The sequence below is a fragment of the Paracoccus actinidiae genome, assembly GCF_030863885.1.
Taxonomy (GTDB): Bacteria; Pseudomonadota; Alphaproteobacteria; order Rhodobacterales; family Rhodobacteraceae; genus Paracoccus; species Paracoccus everestensis.
In genome coordinates, this window is sequence record NZ_CP132956.1 from 3646194 (window position 1) to 3664476 (window position 18283).

At 60.0% G+C, this 18283-nt stretch carries 13 protein-coding genes; 6 read left to right on the plus strand and 7 right to left on the minus strand.

From position 1 onward, the window contains the following. Window positions 1-590 precede the first annotated feature (590 nt). The 3 genes from Q5701_RS18175 to Q5701_RS18185 all read right to left on the minus strand — a co-directional run bounded on the left by Q5701_RS18175 (window position 591) and on the right by Q5701_RS18185 (window position 3826). On the minus strand, window positions 591-1712 hold the full coding sequence (locus Q5701_RS18175; protein ID WP_306755439.1) for a cadherin-like domain-containing protein: 1122 nt from the start codon (window positions 1710-1712) through the stop codon (window positions 591-593). 493 nt (window positions 1713-2205) lie between these two features. Then, complete coding sequence (locus Q5701_RS18180) at window positions 2206-3342, minus strand: helix-turn-helix transcriptional regulator (RefSeq protein WP_306752380.1); 1137 nt, start codon at window positions 3340-3342, stop codon at window positions 2206-2208. 298 nt (window positions 3343-3640) lie between these two features. Next, window positions 3641-3826 (minus strand): hypothetical protein, encoded by a 186-nt coding sequence (locus tag Q5701_RS18185; RefSeq protein WP_306752381.1) that lies wholly within the window; start codon window positions 3824-3826, stop codon window positions 3641-3643. 216 nt (window positions 3827-4042) lie between these two features. On the opposite strand from Q5701_RS18185, the gene Q5701_RS18190 reads away from it, so the two are divergent. Continuing rightward, on the plus strand, window positions 4043-4453 hold the full coding sequence (locus Q5701_RS18190) for a type I-C CRISPR-associated protein Cas8c/Csd1 (RefSeq protein ID WP_306752382.1): 411 nt from the start codon (window positions 4043-4045) through the stop codon (window positions 4451-4453). 301 nt (window positions 4454-4754) lie between these two features. Here the strand turns inward: Q5701_RS18190 and Q5701_RS18195 are convergent, their stop codons facing one another. The 3 genes from Q5701_RS18195 to Q5701_RS18205 are packed head-to-tail and all read right to left on the minus strand — an operon-like array spanning window position 4755 to window position 10336. Next, on the minus strand, window positions 4755-8105 hold the full coding sequence (locus Q5701_RS18195; protein WP_306752383.1) for an error-prone DNA polymerase: 3351 nt from the start codon (window positions 8103-8105) through the stop codon (window positions 4755-4757). 28 nt (window positions 8106-8133) lie between these two features. After that, window positions 8134-9660 carry a Y-family DNA polymerase gene (locus Q5701_RS18200; protein WP_306752384.1) on the minus strand — a complete coding sequence of 509 codons (1527 nt, stop codon included), beginning with the start codon at window positions 9658-9660 and terminating at the stop codon, window positions 8134-8136. Then, window positions 9593-10336, minus strand: coding sequence for an ImuA family protein (locus Q5701_RS18205; RefSeq protein WP_306752385.1), 744 nt, complete (start codon window positions 10334-10336; stop codon window positions 9593-9595). Before Q5701_RS18205 ends, Q5701_RS18200 begins: the two co-directional genes overlap by 68 nt. 826 nt (window positions 10337-11162) lie before the next feature. Between Q5701_RS18205 and Q5701_RS18210 the strand changes: the two genes are divergently transcribed. Both Q5701_RS18210 and Q5701_RS18215 read left to right on the plus strand, forming a co-directional pair. After that, window positions 11163-11615, plus strand: a complete 453-nt coding sequence (locus Q5701_RS18210) for a type II toxin-antitoxin system CcdA family antitoxin (protein WP_306752386.1) — start codon at window positions 11163-11165, stop codon at window positions 11613-11615. A 127-nt stretch (window positions 11616-11742) separates the two neighbouring features. Further along, window positions 11743-12009: a transposase gene (locus Q5701_RS18215; RefSeq protein ID WP_373568567.1), complete on the plus strand. Its 267-nt coding sequence runs from the start codon at window positions 11743-11745 to the stop codon at window positions 12007-12009. A gap of 35 nt (window positions 12010-12044) precedes the next feature. Here Q5701_RS18215 and Q5701_RS18220 read toward each other — a convergent pair whose 3' ends face one another. After that, window positions 12045-13421, minus strand: a complete 1377-nt coding sequence (locus tag Q5701_RS18220) for a hypothetical protein (protein WP_306752387.1) — start codon at window positions 13419-13421, stop codon at window positions 12045-12047. A 1035-nt stretch (window positions 13422-14456) separates the two neighbouring features. Here Q5701_RS18220 and Q5701_RS18225 point away from each other — a divergent pair. From Q5701_RS18225 to Q5701_RS18235, 3 genes are read left to right on the plus strand one after another with little or no spacing between them, the layout of a single operon-like run. Then, on the plus strand, window positions 14457-14681 hold the full coding sequence (locus Q5701_RS18225; protein ID WP_306752388.1) for a helix-turn-helix domain-containing protein: 225 nt from the start codon (window positions 14457-14459) through the stop codon (window positions 14679-14681). Continuing rightward, window positions 14678-16789, plus strand: coding sequence for a site-specific integrase (locus Q5701_RS18230; protein WP_306752389.1), 2112 nt, complete (start codon window positions 14678-14680; stop codon window positions 16787-16789). The genes Q5701_RS18225 and Q5701_RS18230 overlap by 4 nt, the downstream gene beginning before the upstream one ends. Next, complete coding sequence (locus tag Q5701_RS18235; RefSeq protein ID WP_306752390.1) at window positions 16786-18105, plus strand: site-specific integrase; 1320 nt, start codon at window positions 16786-16788, stop codon at window positions 18103-18105. Before Q5701_RS18230 ends, Q5701_RS18235 begins: the two co-directional genes overlap by 4 nt. Window positions 18106-18283: the final 178 nt, after the last annotated feature.

Consider the following 18283-nt stretch of genomic DNA (forward strand, 5'->3'; position numbering starts at 1 on the left):
CGGCAGGAAAACAGTCCGCCGGACTGTTTTGTGATCCGCCTCGCTTGTCCATGGCGGCATACACGTTGGACCTTCAGGCATCTGGCGGTTGATCTGTTTCAGGATGTCCAGAAACTCGGTCGGGAGATGGTGTCAACAGCATTTCCCGATCACCACGCCGGTGGCGATATCGAGTGCGGCAAAGAGCGACATCGTCCCGTCACGCACAAAGGTTTGGACCCTCCGCTCGGCCATGCCCGACGCCATCGGCAGGACAGGCTGCTCCCGATCGGGCGCCTGGGCCTAGATTCTCATCCACCCATAAAGGGCGCGGTTCGGAGGTGACGGGTAGAGCCCGCCGATGTCCTGCAACTTGTCGACGAACGGCGGATCGGTCGAAGGCCTGAAGGTCTCGGATTGGTGGGGCTGCAAGCCAAAGGCAGTCCATATCCTACGCGCTGTCCTATGCGACTAATCCGTTCCGAAGGCATCGAACGGATCGGCCAATGAAGGGCGTCCCTTGGCGTGGCCAGAGGTGGTTCAGGAAATCTGAACGGCTGGGATAGGTGGATTTTCCGCGTCTGAGCCGGGCCAGAAATTGATCTGGTGGATCAATTTCCCGGCGATTGGGCAGCATGATGCTGCGAGCGAGGCACCGACAGCATGTCGCCGTCGACGTCTTCGAAGCCCGCCAGCAGATCGGCAAGGCTCACGGTGTAGGCCTCGTCTTCGGTGCCATCCGGCAGGGCGGCGCTGGCCGACCCGGTCGGCGCGTCGTTCTTGCCTGCAATAGTCACGACAAAGCTGTTTTGAGTAGTCGCCCGACCATCGGTGATTGCATAGGAGACGGTAATCTCACGGCTCTCTCCGTCCTTCAGGCCGTTATAGGCCCTCGGGTCGATGGTCAGGACCGAAACGGACTCTGAGACGCTCCAAGCCCCGGCCGGGAAGCTAACGCTATTCCCACTGCCATCAGTCGCCTTGATGGTCAGTCCGGTAACCGAGAGGGCATTGGCGTCAGGATCGCTGGCGCCCTGAAGGAGATCGATAGAGAAGGTTGCATCGTCCTCGGTTCCGTCGCGGTTGGCGATCGTGCCGACTACTGGTGGGCGATTTATGAGAGCTGCGGCCGAGAAGTCTCCGTCTGCAAACCTGAACACTTCCACATTCGAAACCATGTCTCTGCCGTCGATCTTGCTTCCTCTCGCGTGGAAAACTTCGAGTGACCCATTGGGCAGCAATGTGACATCATACTCTGCCCTCTGCCCAAAGAATGTTGCGAAATCATGACCAGATCCGCCGTCTATAGTATCGTTTCCTCGCAAGCCTGAAATCCTATCATTGCCTGCGCCCCCACGAAGGATGTCGTTGGTGCTTCCGACGCCCCCGTAATTAGAATCTATCAAATCGTCTCCGCTGCCTCCTGATATTCGGGCCACCTCGACATTTCTAATGCGGAAAATATCATTTCCGTGACCTCCGACGCCGACGAACTGCGCCGCGAAGACATCAACTATGATTTGCACAGGCGAGATTTCTGTATTTTTTACTTCAAGAGCCGCAGCATAGTTGAACCAGTCTTGGCGTGAATAGATAAAGGGCAACCCTGAGGCTCCCAAAAAGGCTCCCACAGCGAGATCTACATTTGAGCCACCTCCCTGGAGAAAATTAGTCCCAGAAAAAGTGGTTCCTCCGCCAGAAGGGGTATTGAAGTGTCCATATACGATTGTCATCGTCACGCCCTCAGAAGGATGACTGGTTAAGTTTTCCAAAGCAACTTGAACGATAATTCAGGTTGTTCCCTCTGCACGCAGGCCGTCAATGCCAACAGCGGCACGTGGACAAAGAATCACTCGTCACAAGCTCAACATACTTAACGATTCCATAAAAGGTTTTTCAATTCAACTTTTGCGCGTCCAGTTTTTATCTGGCAATATGAGCCTCTGCCGCCATCGGACTCGCCGGCCCAAGATGCCCTCAGGCTCCGCTTAAATGGGGCAAAAATGCAGGCTGTCGGTAACAGACCGCTGGTGCGAATCATAGTCAGGCAAGCCTTCCCGCCAGTTGTATACCGTGATTCGGACGATTTTCCTGTTCGAGAAAAATCTTATTGTTTGCAAGGCGGAAGGTTGACATTCGGATAAGGTAAATGAAACATGTTTTAATGTGAATACCTCAAATTGGGTATGCCGCAGCATTCATGGAGCTGGAGGTTGACAGAAAGCCTCAGAATAAAATAGGGGCGCGCAGTCCAAACTCCGCGCAACGGCTTTCGGGGTCTACCATCGCAGCCACATGGCGCACGATATCAATCTGCCGGCCGCAGTTTGTCTTCCTGTGTATGCTCTTGATCTGTGTCCGGACAGTATCGGGCGATGTGTGCCGTTCCGTAGCTATTTCCTCCAGTGTCCGTCCATCAACAAGCTTTGTTGTGATCGCAGTTTCCGCTGCCGATAGGTGGTACATGGCGGCAAATTTCCGAACCGCATCGCGGAGGGTGGGTATCGGGGACTCCAGGCGGATAAAGCAGTCCATAGCACCGACATAATCGCTGCCATAAGATCCTGGCCGATAGACGCAGGCGCGCAGTGGAAGAGCTCCGCTCCGTCGCCGGATGTGGTGATGAACAACAGCTGCCGTCGTCCGTGCGCCGCGGTCAGGTGTGAGCACCTGTTGAATGATCTCTAACAGGCTACTGTCCCGACACGTCATACGACCCAGGGGCCCGATCAACAGATCCTCTGTCTGCGCCAAGAGAGAAAGCGCGATCCTATCCGCGAAGACCACGCGTAGCTTGCCGTCAATCCGCAGCATGCCCGATGACGGGCCGTCCGCGTTCATGGTGGCTTTGTAGGACCCAAATGCTCGGGTCAGGTGTGGAACAAGAAGCGAGATTGCGCCCTTGGCCTGGTTGATCACCTCCGCTTCTGCATCGGAGCTGACGATGCTGTAGAAGAAGTGGCGGTCTTCATCGCGGCCAAGCGTTACACCGAGGCCAGTCACGATATCCTGCGGCCGCAGATACTCGGTGTAGTAGTCGGTTCGTAGCAGATCCTTGCGCGGGAGCATCTCATCGGCCTGCATGACCCGCCCCAGTGGGCGGATCATGGCATGCTCCATCCAGGGATTGATGGCAGAATACTCGCGTTTATATTTGTCGACCGATCCTTCGTCCAAGCCACCAGCCAGAGAGAGAGCGCCCTGTCCACTCGTCTTGTCGTGGTGGAACAGCACAGTTCGTCCGTTCGGCAGCAATCGGCGACTGTACTCCATGAAGGCCTGCCAAGGAGCTTCGCCAAACATGGCGGCATAGACCTGGTCGATGAGCTCGCTTGCCAGATGCGGATCGGTCGGAGTGTGCATGTGCAGCCATCCCGTAATCGATTTCGTTAGCTATACCCTGACCAGGGTATTTGAGCAGGATTGATCAGACTATAGTCTGATAACAGCACTGTCTCATTTAGATCTCCGCCGTGTCAAAGGCGGAGCAACGTCAACCTTCGCGTCGCGCGGCGCGCGGAGGCATTCTCGAGAGCGCCCATCAGCTAATCTCATGGAGTAAATTCCCGCTTCTCCCCAGAGAGGAGGATCACAGTCGTGCTTCCGCGAGGTGAGTAAGCCCAGCCCGCAGGTGCCATTTGAGAGGGGATTCCCAGCAAGATTACGGCGAGAGGACATTTAACACCGAGATGGAGGCCTCACGCCATTCTTTAAATGACTCGCCGCCCTGACGCTCTTGCTGAATCCTATCAACAGCCGAATCCGGTCCATCCATGTTATTCGTCAAATCAAGGCTATTCTCTTCCGTAGGTCCGGATAAATCGCATCCCTCGAAAATGCTGCTCATCACGGCTGTCGACCGGCGTGGGCGGATTTATTCGGATAGATTCAAACTTTGTTTTTTCTCTGGGCAAACGAACTAAAATCCCTCACAGAAGGCGGCAAGGGAACAAGGAAGGTATGCGAAATCTGATATTCGAGGCAACGAAGCGTGTTTCAAACGCTCCGGTTTCAGTGTCGAACGGACGTCTCACCACTGTATCCCTTACTCCGCTTTCTACAGATGCCAGGAAAGGATCTTACAATGTCTTGCGAAGCCATGCCCACCAACACAGGCTATCAGCTTGGCCGCCTCTTTGCCCTTCTGGACGGGATGGAGCGCAATTCACGTGCTGACACCCACGTCTCCCATTTAGACCGCTACATGCGGATTGCATCGACCACTCCGGCCCGCATTTTCCCGCAAATCTTCCGCACGGCGCAACCCAATAGCGCGAAGATGCACCGCTTAAACAGAGTCGGTCTGGCAAGCTGGTTTAATTGCCAAATTGCCGAAGTCCTCGAAGAAATTGGCGGAACATTCCCTGCTTCACTGTCTCTCGAAGACCAGTGCCACTTCTTTTCTGGCTACTACCAGCAAGCTCACAGAAAAATCAGCGCGACTGAAACTCATGAACTCGATCCAGATGAGTAACCAAGAAACTCGCAAGTTGCGCGGAGTTCCCTGTTCTGTTGATATCAGGGACCGAAAATTCCACGGTGTTTCCGCTGTCGGAAATTTTCCGCACACAGATTGGAAGACGAGACATGGTATGAACCATGTTCCAATTCTAATTGGAAACTACTCGTCTATTCGGCTTATCTCTGGATAAAAACAACATCCAAGCTTTTATTCCGTTGGGCTGGAAGGCTCCGTTTAGGTTCGCCGAGGAGGCAATTCTCCTTGCACGACGGGTAATTTTCCCGTGGGGACAATTGCCGACCCTCTTCTGTGCTCATCGGAAGTCCCGGCCCTTAACCCTGATCGCATCAAGGTGCAGATCGCGGATAAAGATCTCGCGCGCTCGCAGCCCTTGGGGCACTGCGACCACCACATCACTCGCCGCTGCCCCATGCCGCGCCTCATCCCCGCGCCCCTCGGTGAGCGGAAACGCCACCCCTCGTGTTCCCACGCTCGCCACTTCCCGTGAGAGATCCTCGATCCGGTGAACCACAAAATGCACTACCTCCCCTTCCCGCTGGATGCGCCCCTGCACACCGATCATTCCCGCCCCAAGCACGATCCGGCGGTGTGCCTCGAAGATCTTTGCCCAGATCACAAGATTGGCGACACCCGTCTCGTCCTCGAGCGTGATGAACATGACGCCCTTCGCCGATCCTGGCCGCTGGCGGACCAGCACCAGACCTGCGGTCGCGCACCAGCGGCGATCCCGGCTGGCCATGGCCTCGGCGCAGGTGATGATCTTTCGCTCCTTCAGCGTGTCACGCAGGAAGGACACGGGATGTCGGCGCAGGCTGAGGCCAGTATGGCCGTAGTCCTCGACCACCTCCCGGCTAAGGGTCATCGGCCGGAGCGCAACGGCAGGTTCCACCGCTTCCGCTCCGGCATCGTCCGTCGACCACCATGAGGCTTCCTGTTCCACCTTCGGATTTGCCTCTGCTTCCTCCTGCCTCTGCTCTGCTGCCTCCCGCGCCGCGGCAAAGAGTGGCAGCTCCTCCGGCCCCAGCCCTTTGATGGCCCAGAGTGCCTCGCGGCGGCTGAGCCCGAGCGAGGGCCTAAAGCCATCCGCCTCGGCAATGTGGGTCAGGTTCGCAATCGGCACGCGCACCCGGCGCCACAGATCCTTCACCGAGGCGAAGGGCTGATCGGCCCGCGCCGCAACGATGGCGGCGGCATGGGAATTGGCCAGTCCCTTGATCATCCTGAGGCCAAGGCGCACGGCAAAGCGGCTGCCCTCGTTCTCGGGCCGTCCCGTCGGCTCCAGCGTGCAGTCCCAGCGGGAGGCGTTGACGCAGACGGGCCTGATCTCGACACCGTGCTCCTGGGCATCGCGGACGATCTGCGCGGGGGCATAGAAGCCCATCGGCTGGCTGTTCAGCAGCGCCGCGCAGAAGGCATCCGGGTGCCAGCACTTCAGCCAGGCCGAGGCATAGGCCACGAGCGCAAAGCTGGCGGCATGGCTTTCGGGAAAGCCATAGGAGCCAAAGCCCTCGAGCTGGCGGAAGGTCCGCTCGGCGAAGTCGGGATCATACCCTCGCGCCACCATGCCGGAGACGAGCTTCTCCTTGAAGGCCGAGACCCCGCCGGTGAACTTGAAGGTGGCCATGGACTTGCGGAGCATGTCGGCCTCGCCCGGCGTGAAGCCCGCGCATTCGATGGCCACCCGCATGGCCTGTTCCTGGAAGAGCGGCACACCCAGGGTCTTGCCCAGCACCTTTTCCAGTTCAGGAGTGGGATACTCCACCGACTCCAGCCCCTCCCGCCTGCGCAGGTAGGGATGGACCATGTCGCCCTGGATGGGGCCGGGCCGCACGATCGCCACCTGCACCACCAGGTCATAGTAGGTCCGCGGCTTCATGCGGGGCAGCATGGCCATCTGCGCCCGGCTCTCGATCTGAAAGGTGCCAAGCGTGTCGGCCTTGCGGATCATCGCATAGGTGCGCGGGTCCTCGGGCGGGATGGTGGCCAGATCATAGCGGACGTCCTTGTGCCGGGCGATCAGGTCCAGTCCCTTTGCCATGCAGGTGAGCATGCCCAAGGCCAGCACATCGACCTTCATGAAGCGGAGTGCATCGATGTCGTCCTTGTTCCATTCGATGATCTGCCGGTCCTCCATGGCGGCGGGCTCGATCGGCACAAGATCATCCAAGCGGTCCTGGGTGAGGACAAAGCCGCCCGGATGCTGCGAGAGATGCCGGGGAAAGCCCATGAGCTGTCGGGCCAGCTCCAGCGTGAGCCGCAGGCGCCGGTCGGAGGGGTCGAGGTTCAGTTCGCGGATCTGCGCGTCGCTCACTCCGTCCTCGGACCAGGCCCAGATCTGGCCGGAGATGGTCTGGATCAGATCCTCGGGCAGGCCCATGGCCTTGCCGACATCGCGCAAGGCACCCTTCGCGCGGTAGCGGATCACTGTGGCGCAGAGTGCGGCGCGGTCGCGGCCGTAGGTCCGGTAGACCCACTGGATCACCTCCTCGCGGCGCTCGTGCTCGAAATCGACATCGATGTCAGGCGGCTCGTGGCGTTCCTCCGAGACGAAGCGCTCGAAGAGGAGGTCATTGCGGCCCGGATCAATGGCGGTGATGCCCAGCACATAGCAGACGGCGGAGTTCGCGGCCGAGCCCCGGCCCTGGCAGAGGATGCCACGGGAGCGGGCGAAGCGGACGATGCTGTGGACGGTCAGGAAGTAGGGCGCATAGGAGAGCTTGGCGATCAGACGCAGCTCATGGGCCAATGACGCCTTCACCTCGTCGGGGACGCCTTCTGGGTAGCGGGAGGCTGCCCCTTCCCAGGTCAGCCGCTCGAGGGTCTCCTGCGGGGTAAGGCTTGGGTCATCGCGCTCCTCGGGATACTGATAGCGAAGTTCATCCAGCGAGAAACGACAGCGGGCCACGATCTCCCCCGTCCGGGCCAACGCTTCCGGATAGCGCGCAAACAGCCGCTGCATCTCCGCGGGAGGCTTTAGATACCGGTCGGCATGGCGCTCACGGCGAAAGCCCAGAGCCTCGACGGTCGTGTTGTGCCGGATGGCCGTGACCACGTCCTGCAGGATGCGCCGGGAGGGTTCGTGATAGAGCACGTCGTTGGTGACGACCGTGGGCACCCGCAGTTGCGCGGCCATGGTTGACAGCTCATGCAGCCGCAACTGGTCGTTCGGTCGGCGGCGCAGGGTCAGCGCCAGATAGGCGCGGTCGCCAAAGACATCGCGCAGCCGGCGCAGGCGCAGCGCACAGGTGTCATCGGCCATGTCCGGCACCAGCACGGCGATCAGGCCCTCGGCATGCTCTACCACATCCGCCCATTCGAGATGACACTTGCCCTTGCTAACCCGAGACTTGCCCAAGGTCAGCAGACGGCAGAGGCGGCCATAGCCCGCGCGGTCCATCGGGTAGACCAGCAGTCCCATGCCGCAGGCCAAATCGAGCCGGCAGCCCACCACCAGCCGCACCCCAGTAGCTTTGGCGGCCTCCCAGGCCCGGACAATGCCCGAGAGCGTATTGCGGTCGGTCACGGCCAAGGCCTCGATGCCCATCATCGCGGCCGTGGCAAACAACTCCTCGGCCGAGGAGGCGCCGCGCAGGAAGGAGAAGGGCGACGTCACCTGCAGCTCGGCGTAGCGGGGAGCGGTCATGGCAGGGCGCCCTTGTCCGACGTCGCATTCATCCGAAGACACCATGCAAAAACCAGCGATGGGAGCCGGTCCCGCTGTTCTCGCCGTCGCCCGCCCGAAACACCCAGTAGCGCTCCCCGCTCTCATCCTCGATGCGGAAGTAGTCCCGCACCGCAATCATCTCCGCGTCGCGCTTCCACCATTCCCCAAAGACCCGCTCGGGTCCATCGGCGCGGGCCACCTTGCGGCGGATGCCGCGCCAGGTGATGGAGACCGGCGGATGATCGGGCAGCAGCGCCAGGGTCTCGATCGGCTCGGGCCGGGGCAGCAGGCGCGTGGGCCGCGGCCAGTGATCGGGCCAGCCAGAGCCCACCGCGTCGGAAAGGGCCGCGATGCGGGTCACGGAGCGCTCGGGCACATCGCTCGACACCGGCGCCATGCGGTAGACGCCGCGGGTGCCGACGCGGTTTGCCAGAACATCGACGAGACTGGAGAGATCGGCGGCCGAGGCCTCCAAGAGCGAGCTGGCCACCTGCCGGGCTTCCAGCGGTTCGACCATCACGGCGGTAAGCGACAGGATCTCGATGCCGAAGCCGGGCGCAATGGTCTCGATCTTCTCGCAGAGAAGCCGGGTCAGCCGCTGCGGGTCGCGCTGCGGGCGGGCGAGACCCACGCGCACCGTCTGCACATGGGCATCGACCCGCCAGCAGAGGAGATCGAGCCTACGGGCCCCGAGGCCCCGTTCCTCCAAGACCGCGCAAAGCTGGACCACCAGCTTGCCGATATAGCGGGCGATGGTCTCGGCCGCGGCGATCGGCTCGGCAAAGCTGCGGCGCACCTCGACGAGGTCTACGGGGCGTAGCGGCTCGATCGGTTCCGACGCATGGCCCAGAGCCTGATCCAGCCTGCGGCAGAGGTCCAGGCCGAAGCGCCGGGTCAGCGGCGCGCGGGGTTGATGCAAGAGATCGCCGATGCAGACAAAGCCCTGGGTGCGGAGGTTCGCGAGCGTCGCGGGCGGCAGCCGCAGGGCAGCAAGGGGCAGGGGGCTCAGCAGCGCCTCGGCTGTGCCCGGCTCCGCCACATGCATCGGCGCTGCGACATGCCGGGCCAAGGCGTGGGCAGCGCCCCAAGTATCAGCGACAGCGGCGCAGGCCGTGACGCCGGACACCATCAGCCGGCCGATCAGTGTCTCGAGCATCGCTTCCTCGCCGCCATGGAGATGATCGGCGCCAGTCGAGTCGATCACCAGCCCGTCGGGCGGATCGACCGCGACGATGGGCGAGACCCGCTGCAGCACCCAGAGCGCCAGCCGTTCCAGCGACGCGGTATCGGCCTGGGGATCGTGCGGCAGCACCTGCAGGTCCGGGATCATCGCCTGCGCCTTGCTCACCGGCATGCCAACCGAGAGTCCCAGATCTTGGGCCACAGCACAAGTCGCTGTCACCAGCCAGCGGTTGCCGATCCGCCCTGCCAACACCAGCGGCCTCTCGTCCGACGCAGATGCTGCCTCAGGCGCCGACCGCCTGAGCCGGTCGATCGGCCAGAACGGCAGGGTGACCGAGATGACCCGTGCCATCGCATGCCTCCAGTTCGATATCGAGACTTTCCCCCGCCCGTGCCCGGATCAACTCGATGAGCCAGCGGGCGCGGCCGAGACCGGGAACAGGCAAGGAGGCGGAAGGCAACACCGAGATGCGCCAGCGGGTCATCGCCGCCGTGGGTTGGCCGAAGTCATAGGCCTCCTGCTGACGCCGCCAGCGGCGCAGCGCAATGCCCGTTGTGCCCGATCGCTTGGCCGCGAGGTGCAACCTGCGCGAAGCCGTCATTGAGAGCCGCGCGACATCGGCCACCACCGCACCCAGCTCACCATGGCGTAGGCCTTCCTCCATGCAGGCCAGCACCGAGACATCGTCACCGGCCTCCACATAGATCACCCGGTCCGGACCAAGACCCGCCTGCTCGAGGCCTGGCGCGAAGAGGTCCGCCTGCGTCACACACCAGAGCACCTGTCCCGGCAGCCGCGCGGCGATGCCCGCGGCAAAGCAGGAGGCCGCGGCCCCGTCGACCGCGCCATTGCCGCCGCCTGCCACCTCGTGCAGGCAGCCAAGCGCCAGGCCGCCACCGGGCAGACGGCGGTCAAGGTCCGGCACCCCGAAGGGCAACACACTTCGCTCCGGTCCACCATCGCCTTCCATCCGGGCGATCTGCTCACGCAGGGCGGCCAGGGCAGGATTGAAGGTCCGGGCAGGCATGAGAAGGGGTGGCTCCAAGGGAAGCGGTTGCAGATAAACAAATCGTGTTCCTGTTTTGTTCCAGAGAGGCGAAGCATGTCAACAGGATGTCGCAAAATGATCTGGAGATATCTCCGCGACCCTGCCGCGTGATGCTGGCAGCTCACGTTCTGGCCCGCAAAAGAGGGTCCTCCCATCTGCAAACCTTTACAACCTCGCCACCGATCATCGGGCGATCCGTGACTTGGCGCAGGTCCTGCAGGGCAGACTCGGCAACCGCGCGCCGAGCCTCGAGGTCTATCCGGACCCTCCGGCGCTGGTGGTCCGCAATACGGGTGAGCACCGCAAGTGAGCCCCCGGTTATAGCCGCCCGCTGCGCAAACTTTTGAGGCTCCGCGCGCGGCTATAATGCTAAACAGGCGCAGCTTCCGAACCTGCAATGGCAGCGAGTTGCTCGTCATCGCCTTCGTGTCGGTGCTGTGCGGTGCGTCATCCTGCGCCGAAATGGCCGCCTTCGGTCGTGCGAAAGAACGCGTTTTCAGAGATGTCCTGAAGCTCACGCATGCGGTGGCCAGTGGATTTTTCCTGCACAGCAATTTCATAACGGACAGGTTCTCGAACGGCTTTCCGAGTTACTCGCCCTCCACGCAGATGATGACCCGATGCATGTCCTTGATGTGCTCACTACACCGAACGATCCAGTAGGGCAGGGCGGCAGCATGATGGATATTCTCCGCGAGGGAGACGATGCAGCGATTGACCGGTATATCGCGCAGATGCACGGAGACGGGTTTTCGTAGCTGGTAAGGCGCCGGTAAGTAAGGGTTACATACCGGGAGGTGATTGGATGCCGACGCGCGAGATAGAAGTATCCGATGAGGACTGGGAGTTCGTCCAGAACGAGGTCGCGTCTGGACGATACACCAGCCCAGAAGAGGTTTTGAAGGAGGCCATGCGGAGGGCGTTGGAGCGGGAGGGGAAGCAAGAAGACCACGAGAAATGGTTAGAGGAAAATGCAGAAGCCCTCGCTCAGGAGCGGGCATGGATCGATAAAAACGGTGTGCCTGGCGCAGGGATCGTCACCACGGTTCCGGGCTTGCGTGGGGGGCGCCCGGTGATCCGTGGCCTGCGTGTCACGGTGGGGGATATCCTGGGATGGCTGGCGTCGGGGATGAGCGAGGCCGAGATACTTTCGGACTTCCCTGAGTTGACGCCAGCAGATATCCGGGCGGCGTTGGCGTTCGCTGCGGATAGGTGGGATAGGATCCCTGTCAGAGACTGGATTTTGCCGCTTCGATAGTCTCTAAATTACGCGCGTCCTTTACGATCTTGAGCAATTCCTCGGCGTTCGAATTGCTGCGGAGTTTATTCGCTCTATTACTAACGATCCGCAGGTTCCCCGGACGCGATACTTCGCACTGTCGTGGATGCCGACGCCGGACGTCCTGCTGGCCACCGTGCGCGCCCACTGGGCCAGCGAGAACGCCTTGCACTGGCAGCTTGATGTCTCTTTCCGCGAGGACGCCGCGCGCAACCGCAAGAATAACAGCCCCGGCAACATCGCCGTCCTGCGCCGCCGCGCCCTCGACGTTATGCGCAGGGACACCTCGGACGGCTCCCTCTCCATCAAGCTCAAGCGAGCCGGCTGGGACGACGACTTCCTACGCAGCGTTCTCAACAGCTTAGCAGCATGAGCCATATGCGATTGCCCTGCAGCGGTGTCTTTACTCTAAACGAACTGACAGGGACCCCATAGACGATGCGCTACTGACTGTATGGGATCGGCCAATGATCTGAGCATCAAGGCAGTTTCTGTCCTGGCCATGGGTTGAGAATTGCGTATTCGCATGGAAAGAATGTCTCTGGATGAAAACCTATCGGCGAAGCTTTTGGCCGCCTCGCTCCGATTGAGCGTCCGGCGCTTCAAGAAGACGCGCGCAGCCTCAAGTGAGCTGAATACTCTGGGGCTTCCTTCATGCAACCCGGCGGGCGTCAGCCTCACACCACCTTTATAGGTCAAGCCATCGATCAGCGCCGCAGTCAGTCGGTCAGGGCAAAGCTCTTCCCAGGATACAAGCCGGTCGACCGGCATCCCTGGAATTGGGATGTTACATCCGATCAGGACATGCTTTGGCGACTTAGCCCGTGCCAGCCGCAGACGCTCGATCAACTGCCGCGTGGCGAGCTCTCTGCTCTGTTGCTGCAAAAGATGGATCCGCGGATCAGGGTGGCACGGGACGTTGACAGCCTTGGCTGAGCCATCGGCCATCAAGTACGGAACCTCGCGCTGTGGAAGGAGAGTGCGCCCCGTACTATCTTGTGCTGCGAACGTCAGCGGATTGCCGGGCACATCCCCAAATAGAGCTCGCCCTTGGTCTTCGAGTATGTCTATAGGCAGCTCCTCTCGGCCGATCACGATAACACGCGTGCAGGTCTCATATCGGTTTGAGCCGAGCGAGCCTCCGCCAAACCAGAGCCACCTTGCGCCATGCAGGTGCGTCCCAAGCATCACTTGCGAAATTTGGTCTTCAGACATTTCGCTGAAGGAATGATCTGCATCTTTAAACATGGCTCGCACGACCTTGCGGGAGGCCCCGACAAGCACCCCCCCTCCGCCCGTCAGTCGATCTTCAAATACCTCGCGCACAATAATCCGGCGCCAGCTCTCCCGAAGGTCCGGGCTTTGCAGCAACCTGGACGTTGTCATCCGGCGGTCGAGCAACTGCCTCACATGCGCATTTGGTCGCATCGAAAGGTCATGATCGCCATGAACCTCAAGCCCGATCGCTGCGAGTATGGCCGCGTCTGCATCGGCATCCAGAACCAGCATCGGCTGATCATGCTTGATGCCCGCACGCCACGTGATGCGGAGTACCGGACGGCCCTCAGCCTCAACAAGCCGTAGGCGTTCGGTCATTTCGAGGCCAGCAGCTTTGGCTTCTGCCAATGTTCTCCATGCAGCAGCGAGTACGGTGACCCTGTTCCCCGCCTTTTCCGCCTTCGTAATTTCCTGATCCTGACGGTCCCAGGCAGCGCCCGGCCGCAAGCCCCGCAGATCTGGCATTGCTTTGTATTCCAAGGCTGCAAACCGCTGATAGTCGTCCACAGCATACGGCAGCAGTAGCGGAGAGCGGCCATCATGGAGAGCCGCGACCACAGCACTCGACGCGGCAAGGAGGTCCGCATGCTCGCCCAACGCGTCTTGCGGGAACGAAAAACGGGGGGACAAAAAGTCGGCCACCGATAGATCTGCACGGCGCAAAAACTGCCGCCACATAGTCTCATCGACAATCCTTACGGCGGCTGGTTCTCCACCGGGTTCCGGGAGCCCGAGGTAGTGTGATGCCAAGAACCGCACCTGCGCCGGGTGCTTAAACTGATCCAGATACGCGCAGGTTCCGAAGTCAGGGCAGCGATGCAACGTCCCATCGGACTGTTTTCGCTCACAGAGGCTATCCCGGACATTGCCGTGCAAGCGCGACACGCGCTCCGCCAGCACAGACCGTGTGCACATGGGACCAGTCCGGTCCGGCCGTATCGCAGACCGTCCGCGGATTGCAACAGCGTCTATGTCCATGCAACGCGCCTCGGCAGCAGCCTCCTCCGCAAGATCAAGGGTAGGTACATGATAAGACGTTCGGGGCAGTTCCCCGGCATCTGCGAGACTTGCCAGCAAGTGCCGCATTTGCCTGCTCTTGCCCGCACCTGGGCTGGCCCGGCATACAATAGCCGGTATTCTTCCATCATCTGAGCTTACCTGGCCAAGCTCGAGGTACGATCTCTGGAGAATGTTCTCGAGCCTCTCTCCGACATCTCCAACCGGCACATAGTTGGGCACCTCAGCGGCAACGTCCGAGTCAAATGCCCCCTGGCCCCGAAAACGCCCAAATGCATCGCGATTATTTTCTTTGATAGTCATTATTCCAGCTCAATCTTGTTGTTATCTGGAATATGGGGTCATTCAGGAAGCGACGGAAATAATAAAGATACTCGGAAAGAAGGGTCGGCCCGGTATTTATAGGATACTTGTACCGGCTTGACCCAGAAACATGAAAACTCGGAAACATACAAAAATATCTTAGATATATTTTGATCTTGCGCCGAATGGAACCATCTCTTTATTAGAAAAGGAAGGGCGCGAATGAAAAAGCCAAAGTATTACACCATCGCCGAGGTTGCCGAGTTGTTTCGCCGCGACCCCCATACGATCCGCGACTGGATCAACCACGGCTGTCCGACTCCCCATGGCCGAGTTAAACTACAGGCGGCAAAGCTTGGTAAATCGTGGACGGTAAAAGACGAATGGCTATTGGTATTCGAGCTCCGAGTCAGGCCCCAGGGTGCACCTGACCTCGAGCTCGAATGACCATTACCATGACCTTATCTGATGCACTGAATGATTATCTGCAGAAAACCGGGGAGTCTCAGCGTTCCCTATCTCTCAGATCTGGATTGAGCCAGAAATGCGTCTCCGACATCTTCGCGATCCCCGGATTGCAGCCGCGAAAAGCAACGCTGATCGCCTTGTCACGGGCGACTGGAATTGACCTGTGCGCGCTGTCCTCGGAAAGGCGGCAAACCTATGCCGCGCTTATTTCAGATGCCGAGCGGAAGGGCGACAAAGCTCTCTGCTCACGGTTGCGCTGGCTTTGTCGACAGGCTGGCTGGGCGGCCGAAATGACTCCGCTCTGCAAGCAGGATATTATCGACTTTTTCGACGCTCATAAGCCAGCCCGCTACGGCCTCAGCGACAGCAGTTATTCGACCTATCGGTCCACTCTCATCAAAGCTGTGGGTGGCGGTGAGGCACGCGATCGCGCTCGACGAATTGATGACATCGATGGGCCTTACCGCGAGATACACCAACTGATCATGGCAAGCGACTTGCCGATGTCCGCGCGCCTGCTTAGCGGCAGCTTCATCCTTTATTTGCATGATATGGAGATCATGCCGCAGGAGATTACCAGCATGACTCTGGGCGATTACTATCGTCATCGGCTCGATACGTCCTCCAAGAGCGAAGCCAAGTGCGAGAGGCACGTCAGGGAAATCGCTGCTCTTCTGCGGCGCCTGGCAGCTCGCCCGGACTTTGTCGGGTTCGGCTTCAAATCGATCGAGGTGCCCTTCCACGACAGGCGAGACAAGTTCGGTGTCAGCTTGGCTTTGCTTGCCCCCCTGCTGAAGGAATATGACGAGAAAGTTGCGCCGTGGGCCCGAGGTGAGCAGTCGCGCGACGGATTGTCGATGGCAGAGATTATCGCGCGTCTTGATGCTGAGGTGCCCTTGGACGCAAGAAAAATCCGTCTGCGCACACTAAAGGGACAATCAAGCGAAACTGGCGAGGTGAGGCGCAGCGCTCGGCAGAGCGTTGCTCAAGCTGGATTCTTGCTGGGGAAGGACTGCTGGTCCCCTCGGACAGTGCAGACACGGCGGGGGTATGTGATCTCGCTGGCCAAAGCCATCGGCGCCAGCGCGGATATTGTGCCGGAGTCGATCGCAGAACTCACCGACCCGGAATTTCTCGAGGCTGGAGCCGAGACCCTTGTAGCAAGCAACCGGGGCGAACATCCGAGCGACTACGTCGCCACCATCCTCAAATCGATGCACAAGATTGCCGCCGGCTATGTGGCCATTCCGGAGAAAGACCTGGCGGAAATCGCGGACATGATACGGCACTACTCCGTTGGCGGTCGGGGTATAGCGCCTCGCAACCGGGCCAAGCTCAAGCAGTTCAAGGGCGACCAGATACAAGCGACGGCGCGGCTATCTGATCTGATCATGACCGAGATCAACAAGAGTGTGGATCGGCGGCGTCGTAAGCACGAGACGGTGCATGGCTCGCTGCCAAGGCGCATCGATATGATGGATACCGAAATGATCCGGGATGTCATGGCAGCCTTGGCGCATGACATCATGCTGGCCCGCGCCCCCCGCAGCGCCAATTTGCTGCGAGCCCGTCTCGACTGGGTCGCATGGCAAGGCAACGAGGCCCGCATTATCGTGCCCGCCGTCGAAGTAAAGGCACGCCAGCATGGGGATGCTGATCTTACCATTCCCCTCTCACGCGAGGTCAGCACCCTCCTGCGCACTTACCTCGATAAGCTGCGTCCGCGGGTGCTTCGCCCCGGCGGCGAGGGAAATCCCTTTATCTTCCCAGGTCAGGGATGCACGGATGATGGGCTCCATCAGCCCTACAAGACGCTTTTGCAGCGCACGACCCGCCTGTTGGCTCGTCATGTGGGAATCAAGATCAATCCCCACCTTTATCGGCACTTGGTCGGGTGGATATGGCTCAAGGACAGTCCTGACCATCTTCCACAGGTGCAACGATTGCTTGGGCACAAGAGCATCCAGACAACCCAGGATTATTATGCCGAAATCGATGAAAACCTGGCGATCGAAGCCTGGCAGGAGCATCTCAGTTCGAAACGATCAGGGTGTCTGGCCGATAGTAAAAAAAGGAAAATGGGATGATCGAGAACGCTCATTTGCAGCTTCTACGATGCGTTCGGGAGGCTGATCCTTGGTCGCCAATACCAGACGCGCACGAGTTGGCTGCGCATCTGGAAATCCGGTTGTCAGAGGTGGGCCCGAAGGCGTTGACCGAGTTTGCGCATGTCCAGCGTGAAGCCGCGCGCAAATGGGGTGCTGCGCCGACGGCGCATTTTGGGCAAGTCTTGAGGGCTCATCGGGTAACGCAAAAGCCGCGGCGCAAGTCAAATTGGGAGAAAGCAGCCTGCGCTTTGAGGATGCTTCCGGAAGCTTGGCAGCCGCCATTTGATGAGATCATCCGTGCCTCGCAGCGTGGTATACAGATGAGACGTCAACGCATCTGGAGTGCCGCCTTCACGTCGAGTGTCTTGGGCGCGTTACGGCTGTGGGCAGACTTCAACAGCCGATCCAACTGTCCGTCAATTCCGACAGGGGAAGGCTTCTCACGCTTTGCTGAGGAGAAAATCAACGGCGTGAATGGATGTGCCAGCGCCAGCAGCGTTGCAGACTACCTGGATCGCATTCTCATCGGCTATTCTATACTTGCCCCGGACGCTATACCGACCGGCGCCATGTTTGTGGCACAGGTGTGGCGGCACCGCGGGAAACAGGAGGGATCGCCTTCAAAGACCGGGGCGCAGCTCGTCGGCGCGTCGGAGATCTACCAGCTTGGCTTTGCGTTGATCGACGAAGCGCGCCGTATGATTGTGCGAGGCCCAGATGCTGCCCGCCAGTTCCGAAATGGGCTTCTGCTGGCACTTGGCATCGCCTTACCTCAGCGGGCCCGTGCATTGTCGTGTCTATCCTTTGGAACCACTCTGAAAGTTGCAGAAGGTGAGCTGATCCGTATTGAAATCCCGGCAAGCATGCTCAAGCGCCTGGAGGCACGGAAGGCTGGCGAACCATACTCACAGGCTCTGATAAACGAGCCACTGCAAACTGCCCTTCTCGATTATATGCGAGAGTTTCGGCCCATATTTGATGAGGGCCCGGCTCTCTTCCCGTCGATGCTTGCGCGAGGTGCGGCGATCAGCGAAGCGCACATCGGGCGACTGACCGGAGATATGACCCAAAGGGCGTTCGGTGTCCGAGTTACAGTCCACCGATTGCGAGACAACGTCGCCACTGAGGCCAGCGAATACCTTTCGTCACCACTGGCAGCTTCGGCCCTGCTGGGCCACCGGTCATCGCAGACGACTGCACGACACTACGATCACTATGATGGTGTCTCAGCTGCCAGGGCGTTTGCCGAGCACACCTCACGGCTCCGGGAACATCCAGTGCCCCTTGTCGTGTAGGACCTGTAGGTTCACCTGTGTATGGCCGGATGCTGTAGTGCCGGCCACTGAATTTTCTCACCATTCGGCCGGAACATGATCCAAATGCTTGGAAAGGGCAAAGCTGCCGCGCCACATCCAATATTGGTAACGCGGTTTGATCACCGCCTTTCCTTGCGTAACCATCCTTGCCTCACAA

Coding starts and splice junctions, on each gene's coding strand:
- Q5701_RS18175 (WP_306755439.1), bottom strand. CDS start 1,712: ATGACAATCGTATATGGACACTTCAATACCCCTTCTGGCGGAGGAACC.
- Q5701_RS18180 (WP_306752380.1), bottom strand. CDS start 3,342: ATGCACACTCCGACCGATCCGCATCTGGCAAGCGAGCTCATCGACCAG.
- Q5701_RS18185 (WP_306752381.1), bottom strand. CDS start 3,826: ATGAGCAGCATTTTCGAGGGATGCGATTTATCCGGACCTACGGAAGAG.
- Q5701_RS18190 (WP_306752382.1), top strand. CDS start 4,043: ATGCCAGGAAAGGATCTTACAATGTCTTGCGAAGCCATGCCCACCAAC.
- Q5701_RS18195 (WP_306752383.1), bottom strand. CDS start 8,105: ATGACCGCTCCCCGCTACGCCGAGCTGCAGGTGACGTCGCCCTTCTCC.
- Q5701_RS18200 (WP_306752384.1), bottom strand. CDS start 9,660: ATGGCACGGGTCATCTCGGTCACCCTGCCGTTCTGGCCGATCGACCGG.
- Q5701_RS18205 (WP_306752385.1), bottom strand. CDS start 10,336: ATGCCTGCCCGGACCTTCAATCCTGCCCTGGCCGCCCTGCGTGAGCAG.
- Q5701_RS18210 (WP_306752386.1), top strand. CDS start 11,163: ATGCCGACGCGCGAGATAGAAGTATCCGATGAGGACTGGGAGTTCGTC.
- Q5701_RS18215 (WP_373568567.1), top strand. CDS start 11,743: ATGCCGACGCCGGACGTCCTGCTGGCCACCGTGCGCGCCCACTGGGCC.
- Q5701_RS18225 (WP_306752388.1), top strand. CDS start 14,457: ATGAAAAAGCCAAAGTATTACACCATCGCCGAGGTTGCCGAGTTGTTT.
- Q5701_RS18230 (WP_306752389.1), top strand. CDS start 14,678: ATGACCATTACCATGACCTTATCTGATGCACTGAATGATTATCTGCAG.
- Q5701_RS18235 (WP_306752390.1), top strand. CDS start 16,786: ATGATCGAGAACGCTCATTTGCAGCTTCTACGATGCGTTCGGGAGGCT.